Origin of the sequence: Limnobacter thiooxidans (assembly GCF_036323495.1) — a bacterium.
GTDB classification, from domain to species: domain Bacteria; phylum Pseudomonadota; class Gammaproteobacteria; order Burkholderiales; family Burkholderiaceae_B; genus Limnobacter; species Limnobacter thiooxidans.
The window spans coordinates 3,337,975-3,361,468 of sequence record NZ_AP028947.1 but is presented as its reverse complement, the minus strand read 5'-3'; the positions used below and the strand labels follow the sequence as shown (position 1 = coordinate 3,361,468).

22 protein-coding genes are annotated in these 23,494 nt (G+C 54.6%); 4 read left to right on the top strand and 18 right to left on the bottom strand.

The genetic code is table 11. From position 1 onward, the window contains the following. Nucleotides 1-25: 25 nt before the first annotated feature. The 12 genes from RGQ30_RS15330 to RGQ30_RS15275 form a co-directional block, all read right to left on the bottom strand. Nucleotides 26-694 (bottom strand): HrpE/YscL family type III secretion apparatus protein, encoded by a 669-nt coding sequence (locus RGQ30_RS15330; RefSeq protein WP_338284554.1) that lies wholly within the window; start codon nucleotides 692-694, stop codon nucleotides 26-28. Beyond that, nucleotides 687-1,448, bottom strand: a complete 762-nt coding sequence (locus tag RGQ30_RS15325) for a hypothetical protein (RefSeq protein ID WP_298218076.1) — start codon at nucleotides 1,446-1,448, stop codon at nucleotides 687-689. The genes RGQ30_RS15330 and RGQ30_RS15325 overlap by 8 nt, the downstream gene beginning before the upstream one ends. Then, on the bottom strand, nucleotides 1,445-2,242 hold the full coding sequence (sctJ, locus tag RGQ30_RS15320) for a type III secretion system inner membrane ring lipoprotein SctJ (RefSeq protein ID WP_130557397.1): 798 nt from the start codon (nucleotides 2,240-2,242) through the stop codon (nucleotides 1,445-1,447). The genes RGQ30_RS15325 and sctJ overlap by 4 nt, the downstream gene beginning before the upstream one ends. A 1-nt stretch (nucleotide 2,243) precedes the next feature. Further along, on the bottom strand, nucleotides 2,244-2,672 hold the full coding sequence (locus tag RGQ30_RS15315) for a hypothetical protein (protein ID WP_338284553.1): 429 nt from the start codon (nucleotides 2,670-2,672) through the stop codon (nucleotides 2,244-2,246). A 74-nt stretch (nucleotides 2,673-2,746) separates the two neighbouring features. Then, nucleotides 2,747-3,544 carry a flagellar motor protein MotB gene (locus RGQ30_RS15310; protein WP_130557399.1) on the bottom strand — a complete coding sequence of 266 codons (798 nt, stop codon included), beginning with the start codon at nucleotides 3,542-3,544 and terminating at the stop codon, nucleotides 2,747-2,749. Beyond that, complete coding sequence (locus RGQ30_RS15305; RefSeq protein ID WP_130557400.1) at nucleotides 3,541-4,566, bottom strand: hypothetical protein; 1,026 nt, start codon at nucleotides 4,564-4,566, stop codon at nucleotides 3,541-3,543. The genes RGQ30_RS15310 and RGQ30_RS15305 overlap by 4 nt, the downstream gene beginning before the upstream one ends. A gap of 180 nt (nucleotides 4,567-4,746) precedes the next feature. Further along, nucleotides 4,747-6,762: a FecR family protein gene (locus tag RGQ30_RS15300; protein ID WP_338284552.1), complete on the bottom strand. Its 2,016-nt coding sequence runs from the start codon at nucleotides 6,760-6,762 to the stop codon at nucleotides 4,747-4,749. A 281-nt stretch (nucleotides 6,763-7,043) separates the two neighbouring features. Continuing rightward, the gene (locus tag RGQ30_RS15295; RefSeq protein WP_130557402.1) at nucleotides 7,044-8,174 is read right to left on the bottom strand and encodes an acyl-CoA dehydrogenase family protein; all 1,131 of its coding nucleotides are present in this window, start codon (nucleotides 8,172-8,174) and stop codon (nucleotides 7,044-7,046) included. Nucleotides 8,175-8,257: 83 nt separating this feature from the next. After that, nucleotides 8,258-10,252: an acetyl/propionyl/methylcrotonyl-CoA carboxylase subunit alpha gene (locus RGQ30_RS15290; RefSeq protein WP_130557403.1), complete on the bottom strand. Its 1,995-nt coding sequence runs from the start codon at nucleotides 10,250-10,252 to the stop codon at nucleotides 8,258-8,260. Beyond that, nucleotides 10,245-11,408: an acyl-CoA dehydrogenase family protein gene (locus tag RGQ30_RS15285; RefSeq protein ID WP_130557404.1), complete on the bottom strand. Its 1,164-nt coding sequence runs from the start codon at nucleotides 11,406-11,408 to the stop codon at nucleotides 10,245-10,247. The genes RGQ30_RS15290 and RGQ30_RS15285 overlap by 8 nt, the downstream gene beginning before the upstream one ends. Before the next feature lie 32 nt (nucleotides 11,409-11,440). Continuing rightward, nucleotides 11,441-13,069: an acyl-CoA carboxylase subunit beta gene (locus tag RGQ30_RS15280; RefSeq protein WP_130557405.1), complete on the bottom strand. Its 1,629-nt coding sequence runs from the start codon at nucleotides 13,067-13,069 to the stop codon at nucleotides 11,441-11,443. An 89-nt stretch (nucleotides 13,070-13,158) separates the two neighbouring features. Further along, the gene (locus tag RGQ30_RS15275; protein WP_298218648.1) at nucleotides 13,159-14,073 is read right to left on the bottom strand and encodes an SDR family oxidoreductase; all 915 of its coding nucleotides are present in this window, start codon (nucleotides 14,071-14,073) and stop codon (nucleotides 13,159-13,161) included. Nucleotides 14,074-14,251: 178 nt separating this feature from the next. Between RGQ30_RS15275 and RGQ30_RS15270 the strand changes: the two genes are divergently transcribed. Continuing rightward, the gene (locus tag RGQ30_RS15270) at nucleotides 14,252-16,072 is read left to right on the top strand and encodes an acyclic terpene utilization AtuA family protein (RefSeq protein WP_130557407.1); all 1,821 of its coding nucleotides are present in this window, start codon (nucleotides 14,252-14,254) and stop codon (nucleotides 16,070-16,072) included. A 139-nt stretch (nucleotides 16,073-16,211) separates the two neighbouring features. Then, nucleotides 16,212-16,946: a hypothetical protein gene (locus RGQ30_RS15265; RefSeq protein WP_130557408.1), complete on the top strand. Its 735-nt coding sequence runs from the start codon at nucleotides 16,212-16,214 to the stop codon at nucleotides 16,944-16,946. Nucleotides 16,947-17,006: 60 nt separating this feature from the next. Here RGQ30_RS15265 and RGQ30_RS15260 read toward each other — a convergent pair whose 3' ends face one another. The 6 genes from RGQ30_RS15260 to RGQ30_RS15235 all read right to left on the bottom strand — a co-directional run bounded on the left by RGQ30_RS15260 (nucleotide 17,007) and on the right by RGQ30_RS15235 (nucleotide 20,534). Continuing rightward, complete coding sequence (locus RGQ30_RS15260) at nucleotides 17,007-17,600, bottom strand: TetR/AcrR family transcriptional regulator (RefSeq protein WP_130557409.1); 594 nt, start codon at nucleotides 17,598-17,600, stop codon at nucleotides 17,007-17,009. 15 nt (nucleotides 17,601-17,615) lie between these two features. After that, nucleotides 17,616-18,038 (bottom strand): GNAT family N-acetyltransferase, encoded by a 423-nt coding sequence (locus tag RGQ30_RS15255; protein ID WP_130557410.1) that lies wholly within the window; start codon nucleotides 18,036-18,038, stop codon nucleotides 17,616-17,618. Between the two features lie 8 nt (nucleotides 18,039-18,046). Continuing rightward, nucleotides 18,047-18,259, bottom strand: a complete 213-nt coding sequence (locus RGQ30_RS15250; protein WP_130557411.1) for a hypothetical protein — start codon at nucleotides 18,257-18,259, stop codon at nucleotides 18,047-18,049. Between the two features lie 82 nt (nucleotides 18,260-18,341). Beyond that, nucleotides 18,342-19,001, bottom strand: coding sequence for a carbonate dehydratase (can, locus tag RGQ30_RS15245; protein WP_130557412.1), 660 nt, complete (start codon nucleotides 18,999-19,001; stop codon nucleotides 18,342-18,344). Between the two features lie 127 nt (nucleotides 19,002-19,128). After that, a complete protein-coding gene (locus RGQ30_RS15240) occupies nucleotides 19,129-19,905 on the bottom strand; it encodes a transporter (protein ID WP_130557413.1) in 777 nt (258 codons plus the stop codon). Nucleotides 19,906-20,030: 125 nt separating this feature from the next. Then, nucleotides 20,031-20,534, bottom strand: a complete 504-nt coding sequence (locus RGQ30_RS15235) for a Spy/CpxP family protein refolding chaperone (RefSeq protein ID WP_130557414.1) — start codon at nucleotides 20,532-20,534, stop codon at nucleotides 20,031-20,033. A 159-nt stretch (nucleotides 20,535-20,693) separates the two neighbouring features. On the opposite strand from RGQ30_RS15235, the gene RGQ30_RS15230 reads away from it, so the two are divergent. Both RGQ30_RS15230 and RGQ30_RS15225 read left to right on the top strand, forming a co-directional pair. After that, nucleotides 20,694-21,380: a response regulator transcription factor gene (locus RGQ30_RS15230; protein ID WP_130557415.1), complete on the top strand. Its 687-nt coding sequence runs from the start codon at nucleotides 20,694-20,696 to the stop codon at nucleotides 21,378-21,380. 238 nt (nucleotides 21,381-21,618) lie between these two features. Beyond that, on the top strand, nucleotides 21,619-22,824 hold the full coding sequence (locus tag RGQ30_RS15225; RefSeq protein ID WP_420915180.1) for a HAMP domain-containing sensor histidine kinase: 1,206 nt from the start codon (nucleotides 21,619-21,621) through the stop codon (nucleotides 22,822-22,824). Nucleotides 22,825-23,494 lie beyond the last annotated feature (670 nt).

The following is a 23,494-nucleotide window of genomic DNA, read 5'->3' as shown; positions in this document are numbered from 1 at the left end:
GAGCAGACAAGCCATTGCCAGGGTGTTATTCCACTTCTTCATATTGATCACCTATGGTCGTGATTGAATGGTTAACCTCGTTCTGGAGGTGTTCAATCTCTCGTTTGTAAAGTGCCATCAGGTTCTCGATGGATACCTGGATTTCCGATCCGTGTGCTGCTTTGATACGTAGCTCAAAAGGCTTTAGGTCTTCTGTGGCATTGACTTGCCATTTGCGAAGCATGGTTTGCTCGGAGATGATTTTGCCAAGTGATTCTTGAACAAGGTCGAGTTGACCTGTGGTGCATTCAAGGATCAATTCCTGGTTATTCAAGGAGTGTTCCAGCAATGCTTTAACCAGTTTTTCAACTTTGACTTGATCGGGGACTGTGTTCAGAAATTCGCTGAGTGTTGCCATGCTGATGTCAATGCAGATTCGAGCCGATTGATCAGCCAGGGTTTTGACACGATGCCGCATGGTTTTACGGATGGACTTCAAATCCTGTTGCATGGAGTCTGCGATTTCCTGGCGGGCCTGCTCACGGATTTCGTCAGCTTCCATTTTGGCGGTTCGAACGATTGCCGCTGCTTCTTTGCGCGCATAAGTCAGAATGTCCTGGTAGTCTCGGACAAACCCCAAGGTGCTGGCAGGAATCAGGTGGCCATTGACTTGTATTTCGCTGGGAATGCGCACTCGTCGAAGCAGATTAAGCATTGCTGCCCCCATAGAGCTGGTCAACATCCACCGCGTAGGACTCTTCTTCTGTAAACAGGTCAGTGTCCAGGTCGATGTCAATGTCTGACTCGGCATGTTGTTGGCAAATTTCTTCAAACAGGGCTTTCATTTCCTTGCCCATCCATTCATGTACCTCGTTCCACATGCTCTGCTCCATGGGCTCGGTCATTTCTACAAAGCGAAGCACCTGGTCCGTTACATTCAGGCTCCATCGTTTGAAGAAGGAAGGAAAAAATCCTTTGAGAACCATGCCAAGGCCGATTTTCATTCGTGTTTGAATCGGAATGATGAGGTTGTCATTTTGATTGATCAGGCTTGCGGACTGAAACTGCCAGCGGTGCAGGCGGGTGGGTATGCTGCGGTAGTGCTCAATGATCTTTCGAATGTCGTCTGCAGATTTGACATTGAACTTCTGTTCCCATTCCTGGGGGCGGGAATGAATGATGGTGGTGTCGAGCGTGAGCGCTGACAGTTTCAGCAAATGTTGTTGCTGCTGTTCAATGTTGGTCACTGAGACTGCAATGAATTCGGGGAACTGCAGCAGTTCCTGGTCGGGTTGGTCCTCAAGCTCAAACACACTTCGTGTTTGCAAAAGCTGAAAATAATCGACCGACAGTTTTTTGGATTGGTCCGGAGGGTAGGGCATTCGGTGATGATGGTCATCATTCAGTTGGATGAGCGGATTGCTCCACCAGCGCCACCATTCAATTTGAAGTGTTGTGGGCATGCTCATTTGATGAATCTCGAACGAAGGGATTTCAGGACGGCAGGCCATTGGTCAATGCCCTTGGCTTGCAGCCAGGTGAGAGCGATTGTCAGCATCCACATCAGGAGAATGATGTAAACAATGGCAAGAAAGTAACCTTTGTCCGCAGCGCTCAATGCCATGGGGCCATACCAGACCAATGGGACGCATTCGTCAATTTTTGGTTCTGAGGGAATGGCGGTTACTGTGACGTTTGACTGTGCATCCCCTGTGATGCCCGGAATGCTTTTGAATACCATTTCACGCACTTTCGGGATGTAGGCTGGAAACTGCGCTTTTTCTGCGTACTTCACAAAAACAGCCGCGGAAGAGGGGCTTAGAGCTTCACCTGGATTGGCCCGTTCTGGGAGAACAATGTGCACTTTTGCGGATAAGACGCCATCAATGCGCATGAGGGTGTCTTCAAGTTCCTGTGACAGGGCATACAGATAGCGGGCTCGTTCTTCCAGGGGTGAGCTGATCATGTTCTCTTTCTTGAACACCTGGCCGATGGAGGATTTCTTGTCGCGAGGGAGACCTTTCGCTTGGGTAATGCCAAGTGCCGTGGCCGAAAGATTTTCCGGCACAGTGATGGTCAAGCCTTCCTTGGTTCGAGCTTTTTCGGCAGGAATTCCGGCATCAAGCAGATGTGAATAAACTTCATTTGCTTCCTGCTCGGAAAGTCCGTTGAACAAGGTAGCTCTTTCTGAACAACCGGTCAGAGCCAGGAGCATCACCAGGGCACCCAAGTGCAATCGGAGTTGAAGTAGTGACCTTGTCAATTTATCTTCTCCGGGTAACAGAGCCAACTTCTTCGGAGATGTCTTCAGCGCTGTTGCCCACTCTGTTTACACCCAGAAAATAGTAGGCTGAGGCGAACTGTTGCTGGGAGATTGCTTTCGCATAATTCCCGTCCATGGTGTGCCCGCCTTCAAATTGATGAATCCCTCTGCGCACTTGTAGCTCAAGACGGTTGATGTAAAACTCGGCCTTGTTCAGTTCCACTGCGGATGCTGCAAGAAGGGATGGCGCTGCCTGTTCTGAGCTTTCCTCATCCGGTTTGGCTTCCAGGGAGCTTGTAGACTGACCAAGTGTTTTTTTCATTCCGGTCAGCAATTGTTGAAAATATTCAACATTCTGGCTGGGTGCAGTGAGTTGAGCGGGTTGTAATGGCACTGAACTCAACACGGGAGTGAACTCGATTTTTTCCATTGCTTGCCTTTTTGTCCTGCGCATTCTGAGTAGGGCGCTTGCCTGTCAAAGTTCCATGCGGTCACCTGTTCGGGTTAAAGCATGCAGCGTTCCCTGCTGTTGTCCTGAAACTTGAGTTCGTAGGCGGGGGAAACTGGTTTTTCCGATTCTTGCCCATAGAACTGGAGACGAAGCTCAATTCGCCGGCTCGCGTCTTTGGAGCTTTGAATGTTATTGAATGCGACGCCACCAGCCAGAAACAGCTTCTTGATCTGTATGCGTTGATCTGATGTGAATTGGATAGGGCCCAAGCCGTCGGATCGAAGCAGGGTACACATGACCCACTCGGAGCGTTTGAGACTCAGGTTCAGGTTGTACAGGTACGAGCCATCGGTATCTGTGTAGCCTTCAATCACAACCTGCTTGAGCCATTTTTGCCCCAGTGGGGTGTTTGCAGTTTCAAGGATGACGGGCACCACATCCGCAAGGGCGTTTTCACCCGCCGCACCCAGTTTGTATTCGTCGGTATTGAATTGACCTTGAGAGCCAAAGTTGATCCGATTGAGTTTGCAATCCACATTCAGGTTCGGGTTTACTCTTTCTGCACTTTTTGAAAGGCTGTCGCAAATTTCATTGATTTCCTGAAATCGCAGGTCGGTTTGGGTAATTTCTGGTTCCTTCGTTCGGACAATAACCACTGGCTTTTCGACATCGCCTTTTTGCGCTTTTTCGACCAACTCTTGTGCCTGGCGTGAGATGGCAGCCAAAGCTGCAACCATGATGACCAAGAACAGAATCATCAGGGCGGTCATCAGATCTGCGTAAGAAATCCAAAACGGTTTTTCGCCTTCATCGCTGCGATGCGGAGTTGAATACGAAGTCATCAGACTCATGATTGCACCGAGGGGGATGTTGAGTCTTCATGGCTGTCTTGCTGCCGGGCGCGAATAACTTTCATAGCCAGGTCCTGGGGGGTGCCTTTGATATGGCTCAGGCGGTTGTCCAGGCGGGCACACATGTCTTCAATGGGTTGTTTGACTTGGCGGCCCAAGGCTGTTTCCAGTTGGTTGACCAATCGCCGGTTGGATTCGTTGAGTGCTTTTTCCAGTGCCTGGCTGAGGCCTTCATCGCGTTGGCTTTGAACTGATTCAAGTTGTTTGATGACGGGCAGCATGGCCTGCAGAAGGTCGTCTTTGAGATCGCGTGTGACATTGCTCGTGCTTGAGGAGTGTTGTACCAGCGTGGCCAGGTATTCTTCGCCCACGCCGGGTTCAAACAAGCCATTCATTGCGTCTACAAGGTCGTCCAGTGCGGCAAGGTTCTTGCGGTACAGTGACTTTTCCCAATGGGTGATGACCATGGCTGCGCAAATGGCGGCGGTGGATGCGTAGAAAGCATCGCGCACGCCGCCAATGAGCAGGGTAATGCTCTGATTCATGTTTTCGACACTGGACGCGTCGAAATTGCTGAGGCCAAACAAAAGACCCGAGAAGGTACCAATGATGCCAATGCCGGTCAGGATACCCGGGAGGTGTTTGAAGTATTCGACGCCTAGGGGGCGGTCAATCACCGTAGAGGCTGAAAAGTGTGTGGTCACCGGTACGGTGAGCCGGAATTTTCGGTTGCGTTTGACTCCGTTGATCATGCCGGTTTGCGGATGGAGGGTTTTGGCGAAGTCTTTCCACGCTTTTTCCAGCATGGTTCCCTGAAAAACGCGTGCCACGCCATCTTTGCGCATGTAGTCATCGCCCTCGGTCATGGAGCGAACGGTGGTGCCGACCTTGGAGACGAGTTCTGCCAGTTCACGTGATTTGACAACATAAAGCCGGTAGAAGTTGAAACAGGCCAGGCACAAGAGCACCATCACGGCCGCTGGAGGAATTAACTGGAGAAGATTGGTACTTGTTGAGCTCACCGTGGTTTCCTTGTCGACGATTCCAATTTCTGGAATTGGGGTGATTACCTGACTGCAAGTCTTGAGTTGCAGACCTGAATTTTTGGTTCCAGATTTGGTGAGCTTGAAATGCAAAAAGGCACCCCGAGGGGTGCCTTTTTACTTTGCCCGGGGGTCGGAGCCCCGGGCAATACTACAAACTTAAACTGGCAGACTGTCCAGGGGCAGTGCGCCGGTCAGTGCGTCCAGCGGGTTGCCGCCTGAAGAAATTGGCAGGCTTGCTGGATCCAGCAATGCTGTCAATGAATCCAGCGGCGTTCCTGTGGCTGGGAAGCTTGGCAAGCCGCCGCCTGCGCCGCCGGCCAGTGCATCAGTCAAAATGGCTGGGTCAAGCAGTTCTGTCACCATGTCCAGCGGCGTTCCTGTGGCTGGGAAGCTTGGCAAGCCACCGCCTGCGCCGCCGGCCAATGCATCTGTCAGGATGGCTGGGTCGAGCAGTTCAGTAACCATGTCCAACGGTGTGCCGGTTGTTGGGAAGCTTGGCAAGCCACCACTTGCGCCGCCGGCCAGTGCATCAGTCAAAATGGCTGGGTCGAGCAGTTCTGTCACCATGTCCAGCGGTGTGCCGGTTGTTGGGAAGCTTGGCAAGCCACCGCCTGCGCCGCCGGCCAGTGCATCAGTCAAAATGGCTGGGTCGAGCAGTTCAGTCACCATGTCCAACGGTGTGCCGGTTGTTGGGAAGCTTGGCAAGCCGCCGCCTGCGCCGCCGGCCAGTGCATCAGTCAAAATGGCTGGGTCGAGCAGTTCAGTCACCATGTCCAACGGTGTGCCGGTTGTTGGGAAGCTTGGCAAGCCGCCGCCTGCGCCGCCGGCCAGTGCATCAGTCAAAATGGCTGGGTCGAGCAGTTCAGTCACCATGTCCAACGGTGTGCCGGTTGTTGGGAAGCTTGGCAAGCCACCTGCACCACCTGCCGCGCCACCGAGGCTGCCCAAGGCGTCAGACAAAGGAGCCAATACTGTGTCAAGTGGAGTGCCTGTGGTTGGAATGCTTGGAATACCACCACCTGCGCCGCCTGGCAGACCGCCAGACAATGCGGCGATCAATGGATCTGTGATGACTGACAATGCATCAAATGCCTGGTTCAGGCCATCGGCCAAGGGTTGTGAGACCATGGGCAGTGCGTCGGTTACAGTAGCCAAACCGTCAAACAATGGGGTGGCTGCATCAAAACCTTGTGTCAGGCCGTCGTTCAATGGGCCAAGTACTGGAGCCAATGCGCCAACAGCTTGTTCCAAGCCACCTGCAAGTTGTGGGGCTACCATGCTCAGGCCACCGCCCAGTTGTTCTGCGATCACACGCAGGTTCACTGGCAATGTGTCGGCTGCGGCGCTGACCAAGCCACCTTCGTTGCCTGCCAATACGTCGACCACTGGAGACAAGGCTTCTGCTACAGCGCCGGTGATTGGCGTGACATTTTGGTCCAGGGAATCTGTCACTGGGCTCAAACCGTCCAGTGCGTCGACCAAGGTGTCGTTCACTGGGGTCAGTGCGGGTTCCAGGGCGTCGGTTACAGGCGCCAATTCTTCCAGAACGGGGTCCAGTGCTTCAGTCACAGGGGCCAATGCTTCAACAGGCACATCCACTGCGGTGGTCACAGGTGCGACTGCATCAAGGATGGCGCCAACGGCGGGTGCGGCTGGGCCAGCTGCGTCTGCAACGGGATCCAGTGTGCTTGGAGCTTCGCTGGAGCCAGGGTTGACACCGCCGCCACCAGAAGAACCGCCGCCGCCAGTGCTGTCGTCATCATTGCTGTCGCTCAGAACAAAGGCCGCGCCAGCAGCGGCTGCCAAGGGGCCCGCCATACCACCCGCTGCCAAGCCCGCTCCGAACAGGCCGAACATGCCGCCTGCGCCGACTACAGCCACGGTTTCGCCTTCAGTCAACAGTTCGAATTCGCCTTCGGCCACTTCGAATTCGGCTGTACCAGCTTCGCTTTCTTTCAGGGTTGCTACTGCGTTGGACTGAAGAATGCCTTCAGTGGCTTTTTGGCCTTCAGCACCTGGAAACTCAATGTAAGCTGAGCCTTCTGCGCTGGTGGTGACCACGTCGCCCGCAGAAATGATGTCGCCTTCTTTCAGAAGGACTTGTACGCCATCGGGGCTGGTTGCAGTGACCTCGCCCAATACGCTTTTGATGATTCCAGTGATGTTAGCCACGATACATTCTCCGACAATGTGTGTTCATTTTAAAGTTCGGCAAAAATTCGCCATGTGAGAGTTTTACTGGCATGAGTCAGGGACTGGATGTAAAATCCGAGCTTATTTTTACAATGTTTTACAATATTTGTAAGTATTGTGCTTATAATCCCTGTAGTATCGCATGCAGCGTGCCCTCTACGAATTTAAGGCAAACTGGTTGTTTACATCTTTAACCGGGTAGTGTACCCCTTTCGAGGGGTGTTTTTGGGCCTTGTAGTGCAGGAAATTCTCGAGTAGCGTTACCAGTCCAATTGGCGGATGGCCAGTTCTTTCATGATTTCTTCGGCGCCGCCGCCGATGCACATCACTTTCACTTCCCTGTAAATCCGCTCAGTCGAACTGCCTCGCATGAAGCCCATGCCGCCCAGAATCTGTACTGCCTCATTGGCGCAATGCTGCAGGGTTTCCGTGGACTGGTTCTTGAGCAGGCAGATATCTGCCACCAGTTCTTCATTGATGTCACCCTTGTCGATTCGGGCAATCGTTTCATCAAACCAGGCTTCTGTGGCGCGAATTTTCATGCGCATGTCGGCCAGTTTGTGTGCAATGACCTGGTGTTCAATCAGTTTTTTACCGAAGGTGAGCCGGTTTTGCGCCCAGTCCAGCGCTTCATTCAGGCAAACCCGAGAAAATCCGATGCATGCACCAGCGAGCATCAGCCGTTCGGTGTTGAAGTTTTCCATGATGATGCGGAAACCTTTGCCTTCCTTGCCCACCAGGTAGTTGGCGGGCACTTCGACGTTGTCGAAGTAGATGCTGGCAGTGTCGCTCATCCACCAGCCTGTTTTCTTCAAGGGACTCCGGGTAAGGCCTTTCGCATTGCCGGGGACCATGAGTACCGATATGCCACGGGCTCCTGGTTCACCGGTGCGCACTGCGACGGTGAGCCAATCGGCGCGAACGCCACTGGTGATGAACACCTTTTCACCGTTGATGCGGTAGTGGGGCACGCCGTCTTTTTGAAACAATTCGGCCTTGGTTTTCAGGTTGGCCACGTCTGACCCACCGGAAGGTTCAGTGATGGCCAGTGCGCTGATGGCTTCGCCTTTCAGCACGGCCGGGGCAATTAGTTGTACCAGTTCCTCGCTGCCATGGTTCAGCAATGGCGGCAGACCAATGTTGTGGCTGAACAGCCCCGCCAGCAAACCACCGCTGCCGGCGGTGCACACCAGGTTGGACAACTTCAGTCGATCGGCCAAAGTACATTCAAAGCCACCGACCTCTTCCGGATAACCCAGGCCAAGTAGCCCCAGTTCACCGGCTTGTCTGTAGAGATCGCGGGGGAATTCACCGGCCTCGTCCCAGTCGTTGATGTGGGGTTTGATCTGTTCGCTGACAAAGCGCTCGACTGAGCGGAAAAAATCATCCATGTGATGAGTGACCTTTGAGTAAGCTGTGAATGACCTGCGGCTTGAGTTTCCGCAGGCTTGTGAAAAGAGTTGCTTGGGTGTGTTCAGCCAGCTTCTTTGAGCTGAATCATTGTCTGTTTGAGCTTCATCTGTTCGCCCACCTGCACATGAACCTGGTCCACAATGGCTGCGGTTTTTGCAGTAATGCGGTGTTCCATTTTCATGGCTTCCAAGCAGACCAGCACAGTGCCGGCTTCCACCTGTTGTCCGGGTTCTACCAGTACTTGGGTGATTTTGCCGTTCATCGGGCTTTTGATGAGGGGCTGAAATACACCTTCGGCGGCAGCGGCACTGCTTTGCAGGGTTTCATTCTCAATGAGTGCGGCTTGCGGGTTGAGCCAGGATTGAACCCAGATGCTGTTGCCGTTGATGGCCAGGCTGTAGCGGCCGAAATGACCGTTGACCGTAGCCTTGATTTGAAATGTTTCACCGCTTTTTACGGATGTCCAGTTTTGGACTGTAACCGGTTGGCTGCCCAGTCCGTCAACCTGACAGGTGTGGATTGTTTGATGATCCAGTTGTGTCACTTTGAGAGCAAGCGATTGGCCGGCAGCTTTCAACTTCAATGGGCGGGGCAGGGCACGGGTGCTGGAAAAGCCACTTAGGGCCTTTGGCCAGGCTGGTGTGCTGTGTTCTTCCAAGGCCAGGAAAATTGCGGCAATGGCGTATTCACTTTCAAAACTTTGCGCTTGCAGCAGTTTGTCGGCGTGTTCAGCTAGAAAGCCAGTACCAAAATCACCGGCCTGAAATACCGGGTGGCTGGCAATGCGCTGAAGGTACAGGGCGTTGTGCTCAAAACCCATGAGCACAGTGCGGTTCAGTGAATCAGCCAGTTTTTCGCAGGCAGCAAGCCGGTTGTCAGCGTGCACAATGACTTTGGCCAGCAGGCTGTCGTACCAGGGGCTGACTTCGCCGCCGGTTTGCAAGGCGTGGTCGCACCGGCTGTTGGGGTCGGCATGCCAAGCCAGTACTGGCCCGGTTTGTGGCATGAAGTCGCGGGCCGGATCTTCGGCACACAGACGACCTTGAATAGCGTGGCCAGTGAAGGTGATGTCGTTTTGCTGCAAGATCAGGTGTTCACCGGCTGCAATGCGCAGTTGCCACTGCACCAGGTCAAGGCCGGTGATGGCTTCGGTGACGCCGTGCTCGACTTGCAGGCGGGTGTTCATTTCAATGAAGTAGAAGTTACCCGTGGTGTCGAGCAAAAATTCTACGGTGCCGGCCCCCACATAGTTGGTGGCGTGCACTAGTTTCAAGGCGGCTTCGCCCATACGTGCGCGAAGTTCGGCATTCACGGCGGGGCTTGGGGCTTCTTCAACAATTTTCTGGTGACGGCGCTGCACGGAGCAATCGCGTTCGCCCAAATGCACGGCATGGCCGTGCGTGTCGGCCAGCACTTGGATTTCAATGTGGCGCGGGTTGATGATGGCTTTTTCAAGCATGACCCGGTCGTCGTTGAAGGCGTTTTTCGCTTCAAGCTGGGCCGAATGCAGTTGCGAGGCAAATTCCTGTTCGTTCATGACCAGGCGCATGCCGCGCCCGCCACCACCGGCCAGCGCCTTGATCATGACTGGGTAGCCGATCTGCTGAGCCGCGGCCATCAGCTCGCTGACACCTGCACCTGCTTCACTGAAACCCGGAATGCAGGGCAAGCCAGCTTGCTGTGCAATTTCCTTGGCCCGTGCCTTGTCGGCCATGTCTGCAATGGCTTGCGGTGTAGGGCCAACCAGGGTGATGCCGGCCTCGACGCAGGCCTGGGCGAAAGCGGGGCTTTCTGACACAAAACCATAGCCGGGGTGAATGGCATCGGCACCGCATTTCAATGCCGTTTCAATCAGCCTGTCGATTCGCAAATACGAATCAAGAGAAGGCGCAGGGCCGATGCAGTAAGACTCATCGGCCTCTTGCACATGCAGGGCTTTTTCATCTGCTTCCGAGTACACGGCCACGGTGGCAATGCCCAAGGGTTTGGCTGCGCGCAATATTCTGCGCGCAATCTCATTGCGGTTGGCAATCAGAAGTTTCTTGATTCTAGGCATTCTTTTTCTTGCCTGGCAAAATGCCCATGAATTTGCAGATGATGCTGAGCATGACTTCGTCTGCACCGCCGCCAATTGAAATCAGGCGACCATCGCGGTAAAGCTGCGACGCTGGGTTTTCCCAAGTAAAGCCCATGCCGCCCCAGAACTGCAGGCACTTGTCGGCGACTTCGCGCACCAGTCGGCCGCTTTTCAGTTTGCACATGCTGGCCAGCTCTGTAACTTCGCCGCCGGCGACGTATTCTTCGGTGGCTTGCCACACCAAGGCACGCAGGGCTTCAATTTCGGTTTTCAGTTCGGCCAGTGTGAAGTGAACCACTTGCTGGTCGAGCACGGTGCTGCCAAAGAGATTGCGCTGGCGGGTGTAGTTGATGGTTTCGTTCACCACGTGCATCATGCCTTCGATGCTGTTGGCGGCGCCCCAAAGGCGCTCTTCCTGGAACTGGATCATCTGGTACATGAAGCCTGCGCCTTCCATGCCGATGAGGTTGCGTTGGGGTACGCGCACATTGTCGAAATGGATCAGGCCGGTGTCGGAAGACCACATGCCGATTTTGTGAATTTTTTTCTCGATCGTGATGCCCGGTGTTTTCATGGGTACGATGATGAGCGATTTGTTCTGGTGCGGTTTGCCATCGCTGGTGTTGGCCAGCAGGCAAATCCAGTCGGCTTGCAGGCTGTTGGTAATCCACATTTTGCTGCCGTTGATGACGTAGTCACCGCCGTCTTTTTTTGCGGTGGTTTTTACACCGGCTACATCAGAGCCTGCCGCCGGTTCTGACACACCAATACAGGCCACCATGTCGCCTGCAATGGCCGGGGCCAGAAATTCACGGCGCAGTTCGTCGCTGCCGAACCGCGCCAAAGCCGGTGTGGCCATGTCGGTCTGAACGCCGATTGCCATGGGCACACCGCCACAATGGATTTTTCCCAAAGCTTGCGCCGCTACCACGGAATAGCTGTAGTCCAAACCCATGCCGCCAAACTCTTCCGGTTTGGTCAGGCCTAAAAGCCCCAGGTCACCCATCTTCTTGAACAGGGTATGGGCTGGGAATATTTGTTCCTTCTCCCATTCTGCAATGTGTGGGTTGATTTCATTGTCCACGAATCGCTCGATTGTGCGCTGTAGCTCTTTGTGTTCCTGGGTTAGTCTCACTGCACTTCCTCCTCGTTGTTCGTTTTGCGCGTTCAGGGGCGGGCCACGCCAAACTGCATGGGCTGCACACTGCGCTCTTGTTGCAGGCAGGCGCTGAGCGCAAGCGCCAGTACCTGCCGGGTGTCTCGGGGGTCGATCACGCCATCATCCAGCAACAGGCCACTGGTGTAAAAGGCGCTGGTTTGCGATTCAAACGTGTCGACAATCTGTTTTTTCATGTTCTCGAGCATGAACTCGGGCACTTCAATGCCTTTGCGGGCTGCACTGGCTTGCATGACGGTGGCCATGGTGCCGGCTGCCTGTTCAGCACCCATGACGGCGGTTTTGCTGTTGGGCCAGGAAAATACGAAACGGGGGCCGAATGCACGACCGCACATGCCGTAATTGCCAGCACCAAAACTGGCACCGCACAACACGGTGATTTGCGGCACGGTGGCGTTGCTGACAGCCTGGATCATTTTCGAGCCGTGCTTGATGATGCCGCCTTGCTCCGATTCCTTGCCGACCATGTAACCGGTGGTGTTTTGAAGATAAACAATCGGGGTGCGGGTTTGGCAGCAGCTTTGAATAAAGTGGGTGGCCTTGGTGGCGCCTGCCGTGTCGATAGGCCCCAGGTTGCTGATGATGCCGATGGGTACGCCCATCAACTTCGCATAGCCGCACAAAGTGGCTGGGCCGTAGCTGGCCTTGAATTCCAGAAAGTCGGAGTTATCCACAATACGGGCGATGACTTCGCGCATGTCCACCGGTGTCTTGATGTCGGCGGGCATGACGCCCATCAGTTCTTCGGCCGGGTAACGTGGTGCGGCAGCTGCCTGATCCAGGGCTGGGATGTGGTTGCGGTTGCTGGAATTCCAGTCAATCTTGGCCATGACTTCACGGGCCAATGCAATCGCGTGACGATCGTCATCGGCCAGATAGTCGCCGAGGCCCGAGATTGAACAGTGCATGTCAGCACCGCCCAGTTCTTCATCGCTGGCAATTTCGCCTGTGGCGGCTTTCAGCAAGGGCGGGCCAGCCAGGAAAGCACGTGCCCGTTCCCGAACCATGATGACCACGTCGCTCAAACCGGGAATGTAGGCACCACCTGCAGTAGATGAGCCGTGTAGCACATTCACAACCGGCAGGCCGGCTGCGCTGAGCTTGGCCAGGCGGTAGAAGTTTCCGCCACCCAAAATGAAATGTTCAACCTTGTATTTCAGCAGGTTGGCGCCGGCCGACTCACCCAGATTGATGAAGGGCAAGCGGTTTTCCAGGGCGATGTCTTGCGCCCGTTGCATTTTTTCAATGCCCATGGTTTGCAGGGCGCCGGCTTCAATGCCGGAGTCGCTGGCCACCACCATACACAGGGTGTTGGACACAAAACCCAGCCCGGCAATTACACCACCACCGGGCAAGCTTTTTTCGGGCTTTTGACCGTCTTGCAGGTAGCCGGCCAAGGTGCTGAGCTCAAGAAACGGTGAACCCGCATCAAGTAGCAAAGCGACACGTTCGCGGGGCAACAGTTGTCCACGTTTGGCAAACGAGGGACCCGCCTTGGCCGACGCGTCGCGAGTGCGTTGTTCCAGCGCCCTAAGTTCGCTCAGCGCTGCCGCCATGTGGGCGGAGTTGGCTTGATATTCAGGTGCGTTGGCGCTGAGTGATGTGTCGAGAACGGGCATTGGTTACTTGTCAATTTTTTAGTGATGCAACAAATCAAACGTTTGTTTGATTTTGGGTGTTTTCAATGTGGCTGTCAAGAAAAGAAGGCTTAGTTGCCCTTCTTGCTGGCCCTCTCGGCATCCCGCCTTTGAATGACTTCCGGCACGCCACCCAAATGAAAGCTGTTGAAGGCCGGATTGGCCTTGCCGGTGCCCACCGGCCAGATGCGGCGCGCGTTGGGCGCAGCGCCGTCAATCCGAATGCAGGAGCCTGAAATGAAAGAGGCGGCGGGGCTGCACAAAAACACCAAAGCGCCAGATACCTCGGCCTCAAGGCCAAGGCGTTGCAGCGGAATAGTTTTGTCCAACTGCATGATGGTTTGCTTCATGGGTTCGGGGTAGGTGTCCATGCCACTCGATGCAATAAAGCCGGGTGCCACTGCATTGACCCGGACAGGAGCCCATTCATTGGCTGCAGTTTCGGAAAAATTCAGCATGCCGGCGCGGGCGGCACCAGAATGACCCATACCGGGCATGCCATTCCACATGTCGGCAATGATGTTGGTGATCGACATGTCTTTTTTGCCCAGCTGCAGCATCATGTGCTGGTTGAACACCTCGCGTGCCACCAGGAAGCCGCCAGTGAGGTTATTGCGCACCACGGTTTCAAAACCCTTGCCGCTGATCATGTTCAAGGGAGAGGGGAACTGGCCGCCTGCATTGTTGATGAGGTGATCAATTTTGCCGTGCGCAACAAGAATGTCGGCGATGGTTTCCTTGACGCGGTCCTCTTCGCGAATGTCACAACTGTGAAGGCTGATTTTGACGGAACAGGTGCTCTCAATTTCCGCTTTCACTGTTTCCAGTTTTTCCATCTTGCGACCCACCAGGGCCAAGTCTGCTCCCAAGCTGGCCAGTTCGTGCGCCGTACAGCGTCCAATACCGGAACCGCCTCCAGTCACCACGATGGTTTGGCCAGCAAAAAGGCCGGGTTTGAAAACAGATTGGAAAGAATTCACGGACAGGACCTTTGGTAAAAAAATTAAAAATCAAACGTTCGTTTGAATTAATGATGGGATTGTTACCAACTACGGCGGCCATGTCAACCAAAGCGCGCATTGAACATGGAATGATGTCACAGGTGTATTCAAACGAACGTTTGATTGATAAGATTGACGCATTATTACTTTCACCCCGCGCGCAATGAATACTACAAGCAAACAGAATTCCGGCAAACAAATTCGAATTGGCGGGGCCTGCGGCTTTTGGGGTGACAGCAGCCTGGGTACCTCGCAACTGTTGGACGTGCCGGGTATTCAATACATTACCTATGATTACCTTGCAGAATTGACCTTGGCCATCATGGCGGGCATGCGCATGAAAAACCCGGAACACGGTTATGCGCTTGATTTCATTGACCTGATGAAAAAGGCGCTGCCTGTGGCCAAGGCCAGAGGAATCAAGATTATTGCCAATGCAGGTGGATTGAACCCGGCCAGTTGCGCCGCCGCCCTGGAGAAGGCCATGGCGGAGCTTGGGCAGACCATTCGCATTGGTGTGGTCAGTGGCGACGACGCCACGCAGACGCTCGGCCAATTGCGAAAAGAAGGTGCGGCCCTGACGGATCAGCATTCCGGGCGGGCTGCCCCCCCGTTTTTCCTGACCGCAAACGCTTATCTGGGTGCTTTTCCTATCGCGGCAGCGCTGGAAGGTGGGGCGGACATTGTGATTACCGGGCGTGTGGTGGACAGTGCCATGGTGCTTGGCGCCTTGATTCACGAGTACAAATGGCAAGTCGATGATCTGGATCAATTGGCGCAGGGCAGCCTGGCTGGTCACATTGTGGAATGCGGAGCACAGGCCACTGGCGGTTTGTTCACGGATTGGCACCTAGTGCCAGACTGGGCCAATATCGGTTACCCCATCGTGGATGTGTCGCCCGATGGCAGCTTCGAGTTGAGCAAGCCCGACAACACCGGCGGCCTGATCAACACCGCAGTGGCCACCGAACAGCTGTTGTATGAAATTCACGACCCTGCAAATTACGCATTGCCCGATGTGGTGTGCGACTTCACCACGGTTCAGATTGAAAACTCGGGCGAGAACAGAGTGATTATTCGGGGCGCCAAGGGCAAGGCGCCAAGTGATTTGTACAAGGTGTGCGCCACCTACCCGGAGGGGTTTCGGTGCATCGGCATGTTGTCGATTGTCGGGTTTGATGCCGAAGCGAAGGCACAACGCACCGGCGAAGCCATTTTGACGCGCACGCGGGCCATGTTCAAGGCGCAGGGGCTTGCAGACTACAGCAGCGCGTCCATTGAGGTGATTGGCAGCGAAACCGATTTGGGCCCTCATGCAACGGTGCGTTTGGGCCATGAGGCCATGTTGCGCATTGCAGTGACCCATGCTGACAAGAAGGCAGCGTCAATATTTTCTCGCGAAATTGCCCCGGCAGGCACCAGCTACGCCCCGGGCACCAGTGGCAATTTTGGCATGGGGCGACCCAATGTGACGCCTTTGGTGAAGCTGTTCAGTTGTTTCGTGCCCAAGCACTTGCAAACTCCCAAGGTTCAGGTGGGGGGCGACATGCTGGATTACATCGAGCCACAAAGAAGGGTTGGCGTGGAAGTGACGAATGCAACTTCTGCCGCACTGGCCGAATCGGAACAGGCACAGTCACAAACACAGGCGGTGGTCATTCCGCAGGAACTGCTGGGCAAATCCCTCATTGCCATTGCCCACGGACGCAGCGGCGACAAGGGCGACACAAGCAACGTAGGTATTGTGGCGCGCAAGGCCGAATACTGGCCTTTGTTGCGCCATCTGTTGCGTCCCGAACGGGTGTCGCATTACTTGGCCCACTTGGTGAAAGGTGAAATTCACACTTTCGAGCTACCTCAAGTTCAGGCCTTCAATCTCGTTATGAAAGAAGCACTGGATGGCGGTGGCATGACTTCCATGCGCAATGATCCTTTGGGCAAGGGCATGGCTCAAATTCTGCTCAACATGAAAATTAGTGAATAATCTTCACCCGCATGGAGAGGGGTACCACCTTGGGCGGACCCCTTAGCTGGTTATCTTTTTCTTACAGGATGTCTCCGTAAGTGATCTTGTGAGGCGCTTTTTGAAGCCGCCTACATCACCACTTACCAGGAGAAAGACCATGCAAGTAACCAAGATTTCCATCGCCGCTGCCATTGCCTCTACCTTTGCCATGCCCATGGCCGCACAGGCGTCTGACATTGCTACCTTGAATGGATGGGGCACCCTGTTTGCCGCGGCACATTCTGGCCAGCAAGCCACGGCGCAAGCCCAGGCCACAGGCGAGCTGAAGCTGGGCCTGTTCCAGCGCCAACAAGCCCCGGCAGCTCAACAGCCCGCTGCGCCGCAACCTGCCCCCGAAGTTGCACCCCAGCCTTCCCCTGTTTCTGAGCCTGCCCCTGTGGCAGAAGCGCCAGCCATGCCCACACCTGAAACGGCTGTGGAGCAAGCCTCGGCAGGCATGTCCAGTGCTGGGAAGGGTATCAAGGCGGGCGCCAGTGCAGGCTTGTCTGCGTCGGTGGCACTCAGCGGTGAACAACTGGGCACGGTGTTGAACAAGGTGGATGGTGTGTATCAAACCGCTGGCGGAATTGTTGAAGGCGTGACCGGTGGTGTGCTGGGCACGGTACAAAATGTGGCCAATATGACGTCTGGCTTGAATTTGGCTGCCGGCGCAGCACAAAGTGGTGCCTTGAATGTGGCCGGCTTGGCGACGGCCACCCTGGCTGGTAATTTGAGCGCAACGGCCAGTGTGTTGAATGCAGGGCAGTTGGGGGCCATCACAGCTGTAACGTCGGGTTTGGTTCAAAACCTGATTGCGGCCCGACCTGCTTCACTGACGGGTTTGTTGCGCTGATCGAAGTCGCGCAGTGACCTACAAACCCCGGTTGGTTCCGGGGTTTTTTTACGGCCAGTTTCAGGCGTGTTGTGACAGAAAGAACGCCACCACCTTGTCAGCCAGGGTGTCCAGGTTGTCGCCTTTTTTGGGTTTGTACCAGGTCACCATGAAGTTCATGGCACCCAACACCATGAGGCGTGCGAATTTGGTATCGCTTCCCAGAAAGCCGGCTTCATGCAAGTTGTTGACGGCATTCTGCCAAATGGCGTCGTATTCATCTTTGGTGGCAATCAGGCGCCTTTGGTGGTTTTCATCCAGACAACGCCAGTTGTAAAGCATCACTGGAATGAAGTCGTTGCCATCTTCCAGAATAATACTGAGGTGAACCCGCACCAGTGCACGAAACTGCACGTCGGCAGCCAGGCCTGGCTTGACCACGGCACGCGTCTTTTCAAGCCCTTGGCGCAGGCCTTCTTCAACCACTGCAACGAGGATGTCCTGCTTGCTGGCGAAATGGTAGAAAGGGCTGCCGCATTGCATGCCGACTGCATTGGCAATTGCGCGCATGCTGGCCCCGTCATAGCCTTTGTCCCGAAACAGTTTGGCTGCTGCGCGAACAATGTCGCCACGGCGACCGTCATCGTGTTTTGCTTCTTTCAATACTCTAGCCACAGCCCAGTCCTTTTTTTATGTTGTCAGGTTCAGCACCATCCACTGGTGAGGAATGCCCACTTCCATGTGGGCGGGCCCATCGGGCGCAAAACCATGTCGACTGTAAAATTCAATTGCCTGTTGCTGCGCGCTCAGGCGCAACGTTTTCATGTTTTGTTGTCGTGCCACATTCAGCAGGGCAAGCAACAGTGCTTTGCCAATTCCCCGGCTTCTGAATTCAGGGAGTACTGCCATGCGGCCGATTTTTCCTTGGGGCAACAGGCGGGCGGTTCCCACCGGGGAGTTTTCCCACCAGGCCACGGCATGAACTGAAGATGCGTCGTGTTCATCCCATTCCTCGGCCTCGTCAATGCCCTGTTCTTCGATAAAAACAGAACGGCGAATGGAACTGGCCCACTCGCCGTTGATCAACCAACTGGAACAGTCGATTCGAATCAATGATTCAATCAGCCCAGTGCGGCGAATTCAGCGTCCACGGCTTCCAGCATCTCAGGAGTGATCAAACCACCCGAGAAGTTGGCCACAACAGCCAATGGGAAACCTTTGCCCATGCCGATTTGTGGGTGTGTAGAAATGCCAGGCATGTGTTTTTCAAGAATTGCTGCGGTTTCAGCGTTTTCCAGCAAATCGCCCAGTTTGGATTGGGTAGAGAAAGCCATTTAATTCGTCTCCTAGAATTTTTAAATGAAGCACAATTCAAACAAACGCTTGAATTATTCCCCATTCTAGACCAAGAATTGATCAGCTGTAACGCTTTTTCAGCGCACTGACCGAGTTGGTGTAGATCTGGTCCATGTCAGTGCGGCTGGAGATGGAAATCTGGAGGTTTCGAACCAGCCCATCTTTCAGGCTGTAAACCCAGCCATGCACGGTCAGGTTCTGACCGCGCTCCCAGGCGTCCTCGATGATCGTGCTTTCGCACAGGTGTTTGACCTGTTCAATCACATTCAATTCGCACAGTTGATTCAGGTACTGCTGTTCTTGCGGCGAGTCGTTGCTGAGCAGGTTGTGCCGACGGGCCAACTGGTGAATGGGGCGCACCCAGGCGTCGGCCAAACCCATGCGATCGCCTCGCATGGCCATGCGCACGCCGGAGCAACCGTAATGTCCACACACGATGATGTGTTTCACCTTCAGGATTTCAACTGCGAACTGCGTTGCAGACTGCCCATTCAAGTCACCATGAAAAACCTGGTTGGCCACATTGCGGTGGACAAACACTTCACCCGGTTGCAGATTCACGATGGTGTTGGCGGGCACGCGGCTGTCGGAGCAACCGATCCAGAAGTATTCCGGTGATTGCTGGTTTTCCAGGCGTTTGAAAAATTCGGGGTCCTTGTCGATTTGGGCGCTGGCCCAGGTGCGGTTTGCGTCAAGCAGGTGCGAAAGGTCGGTGGTCACGGTGTCGGCTTCTTGGAAAACAGGATGCCTAGTTTATCGCGTTGCAGCAGGGCGTGCCACTTGGGGGAATCCGGGTGGATCAAGGTTGCACAAGTGCTCACCCTGGATCCCGCAAGCTTGACGGTTTTTATTCAACCTGGGAAACGTAGCTGATGGACAGTACGTCATCAGGGCTGGCGGTACTTTGTCCCGTTGTGTAGCCGAATTGAAGTGCGGTGGTGGGACTCAGGGCGTATACGGCAGAAATGGCGCGTTCTTTCCGTTTGGGTGAACCCGCCAGAAGTTCATCCCTTTCCGATGTGTTCAGGTTGATGAACAAGGAGTTGCCCAGTGGAAAGTTCACGCCAACCGCAGTGTAGTTACCGTTCTGCAAGCGCAGCTGGGGAGTATCTCCGTAATACTGACGCCCAATCACAGCCGTCAGCCCAAACCCGTTGTTGAAGCGGTAAGCCAAATCAGCCTGCAGGCCGTAATCAGTTTTGCCGGTGCCTAGGCCTTTGTCTTCGTTGCCCGTGGCAATTTTCACCAAGCCAGTTGCCGACAAGGCAAAGCCCTTGGTTTGAATGCCGCCGATCAAGTCTTTGGTGTAGGTGGCGACCATGTCGCCCAGCCCTTGTTCACTGCGACGTGCCGGGCCTGCGTTTCCTGTGACCGTGCCCGCCACCAAGGTACCTGGGCCTTCCAGCGAAATGTAGGGCACAAACAAGGAAGCTCTATAACCTTCCCCCACCAGTGTGGCACCGACGGTGAATGATCTCGCCTTGGTTTCTGTAGGTTGACCAAATTTGCCAGACAAACTGTCAAAGCTGTAGGTCATCAACAAGCCCGGAGGGGCTGAAAAAACAGACGCGCTGGCTGCGCTTAACGTGCAAGCCACAACGGTACGAATGAAAAGATGCCCCATCACTGTCTCCTTTTTTTGAAACAGTATAGGGGCAAAAATGCGACCACTGGGATACTTCAAAAGGTGGCCGGAAAAGTACCTACAGAAAGCAGGCACTGTTCGGCGGGGCGAAATTTCTGTTTGGCTTACAGGGGTTTGGCCGCTTCATCACGGTTTTTGCTGCGTCGCTCGCTCATTTTTTCCTTCCACTGCGCACGCATCACTTTTGCTTTTTCGCGCTGCTCCGGGGTCAACACCTTGTAGATTTCGTGTTGGGTTCGCAGCATGCTCATCTTGCTGGCCCGTTCCCTGTCCTGTTGCTGGGCAATTAAACGTTCGGCTTTGGCAGCATCAAAGGCATCTTGCTCGACAAGCGACTTCATCTCGTCGCGTTGTGACCGGCGATCGGCCATGGTGGCCTTCATTGTTTCTTTCTGTTGCTTCATGATCTGGTCGATTCGGGTTTGCTGCGCGTCGCTAAGGTCGAGTTTTTTCAGCATGCCCATTTCACCCTGATGGTGGCGTCGCATTTCTGAATGCGGCTTTTTGTCACCTCCTTCGTGGTGGCCAGCCTGTGCACTCATGGGAATGGCCATGGCCAGCGCAGTGATGGCAATCATTTTCTGGATGCTCAATCGGGATATGTTCATGGTTTGCTCCTGTTGCTCTGTTTCACGATGTGTGGGATCACGACATCACAACTGCATTGTGCAAAGCTGGCATGTAAACGTGCATGCTGGTCATGTAAAGATGGGTAAAGCAGGGGTCTGGCAATGTGCAGCTTGGTAGCCAGCTAGTAAGATCAGGTCATGACAAAAATACTCCACATTGACGACGACATTGAGCTGGGCGAAATGCTGTGCGAATACTTGCGCGGCGAAGGCTTTGAAGCCGAGCATTGTGCCAACCCACTGGAGGGTTTAAGCAGGCTGGCTGATGGGAATTTTCAATTGGTGGTGCTGGATGTGATGATGCCCCAGCAAAACGGACTGGAAACACTCAAGCAGATTCGTCTGCAGTACAACACCCCGGTGTTGATGTTGACCGCACGCGGTGACAATATCGACCGCATTGTGGGTTTGGAGCTGGGTGCCGATGATTACGTGCCCAAGCCCTGCCTGCCCCGCGAGATCGTGGCCCGGGTGCGGGCCATTTTGCGACGGGCCAATGATTCAGGCAAGAACCCCAAAGATGCTTTGAACCTTGGTCCTCTCGAAGTCCAGCCCGCCAAACGGAAAGTGTTGCTTCATGGGCAGGAGGTGGAATTGACCAGTGCTGAATTCAATTTGCTGGAAGTGCTGGCAAGTCATGCTGGGCAAGTGGTGAGCAAAGCCATGCTGAGTGAGCAAGGGTTGGGTCGCCCCCTTGCGCGTTTTGACCGCAGCATTGATGTGCACTTGAGCAGCCTGCGCAACAAACTGGGCTTGCACAGTGAAAAGTTGCCATTGACCTTGCACACCATTCGCGGTCAGGGCTACCAGTTGAGCCTGGATTGACCCCATGGGCAAATTATTCTGGAAGTTCTTCTTCGGTTTCTGGTTGTGCCTGATCGCTGCGGCGCTGGCCACGGGCAGTGCTCTTTATCTGATGCGGGAAAAGCCTGCCAGCAGCGACATTGCCGAAGGGCCCCGTACACAATTCATGCTGGAAACCATGCAGGAGGTGCTGGAAGGCAAAGGCCCGCTGGCCCTGCAAGACCTTCTTGAGCGCAATCGCTTGCGGACAGGTAACGCCGTGCCGGTTTTTGCCGTCTCGCAGGGCGGCTCAGATATTCTTGGGCGTGAAATTCCAGAAAATATTCGCCCGCGCGTCAATGCCTTGTTTGCAGGTCTGGAACAAGCCGAACCGGGAATATTGAAGGTGACTGCGAAAGACCAGTCACAGTGGATACTCTTTATTCCCCGACCTCGAAAACCAGCAGAGCCAGGCGTGGAACCTTCAGATGAGCATGCCAAACAGCTTGAAGGGCGTGGGGAAGGGCTGCGGGGCGAGGGCACACGGGGCGAAGGACGGCGCCATCGAGATGCCCTGCAACCGCCCTTGCCACCCTTTCCCGGCGCGGGCCTGTTTGCCGCATTGCTGGCCAGCCTTTTGTTTGCAGGCGTGTTGGCGTACACATTCAGCAAGCCATTGAATACCCTCAAGAATGCATTTCGCGAGGCTGGCAAGGGCAGGCTTGGCATTCGAATATCCAGGTCAGGGCGACAACGTACCGATGAAATGGGTGAGTTGCTCAGTGGTTTTGACTTGATGGCTTCCGAAATTGAGGCGCGGATTGAGCAACAAAAAGCCTTGTTGCACGATGTGTCGCATGAATTGAGATCACCTTTGGCCCGGTTGAACCTGGCGGTGGGGCTTGCGCGACAGAATCCGGCCCAGCTGGACAACAGCCTGAGCCGAATTGAAACAGAGGCCGAGCGCTTGGACCACCTGATTGGTGAGTTGCTGAACTTGTCCCGGCTGGAATCGACCCAATCCACCCATTCTGCCCGCGCCACCCACAACGTGATTGAATTGCTGGGTGCTGTGGTGGAAGACGCCCGGTTCGAGGCACAGCAACAAAACAAACACATTGAATTTCAGGAGCTGCTTGACAGCTGGGCCATGCCTTGCGAGCCGGAGGTGTTGCAGCGTGCCTTTGACAATCTCATTCGCAATGCCGTGAAGCACACGCCGGATGGTGGCAAGATTGAAGTGGTGGCCCGGCAGAGCACACAAGGGGCTCTGTGCATTCAGGTGCTGGATGACGGGCCTGGCGTGCCTGCAGAGTTAATGGGAAAACTGTTCACGCCTTTTTTCAAGCACGGCTCAAAGGCTGGGCACGGGCTGGGCCTTGCCATTGCCAGAAAGTCCATTGAGAACCACGGTGGCACCTTGACTGCCAGGCAGCGGCAGCCCGTCGGCATGGAGTTCGAGCTTGTTTTGCCCCGGTTTCTCTAACAAGGCATCCACCCAGGCAATGTGGTCGGCATGAATGGCTTGGCTGCTGTTGTGTTCGGGGTCTCGGCTGGAAAAGTCGGTTCGAATGGCTTTGATGTGGGCCTTCACCATGTCGTAGAACTCAGGCGCAACTCTAGCCACGTAGGCCAGCCCAACCAGGTCGGCCAGGGTTTCCTCAAAGTGAACATTGTTTTTGAATTTCAAACCCAGTTGTGCTTCCAGTGCTTTGCGGGTTGCCTGCCGTTTACCGGGCTCCGACATCAGGCAATGGGTCAGTTCATGGCCTGAAGTAAAAGCTAGAAAGGCAGGCTCCAGGCCTTCCTCCCCTGCGTTCAGGAAATGGGACCACACCCGTTTTGCATCGTTGTTCTGGTTGATGTGCAGCACGCAGGCCTTGATGCCGCTATTGGTCAGGAAAGGAGATGGGTTCTTCATCGTGCTTTCACGCACATGAATGCGCTCAGTGTTGATCGCATAAACCTTTGAGAATTGATGAACTTCCGCTTGAACCGCTGCCACATCGGGCAAGCTGGCCTGCGGTGTGAACAGGCTGACCAAACCGAAAAACAAACCGTTCCACATGACATACCCCGGAAAAATTTTGGTGATGTCAGTTCAACGGCCGCGTGGATCGGTTTCAGGATTGCCCCAATGCGTTGCCCACAAAGGG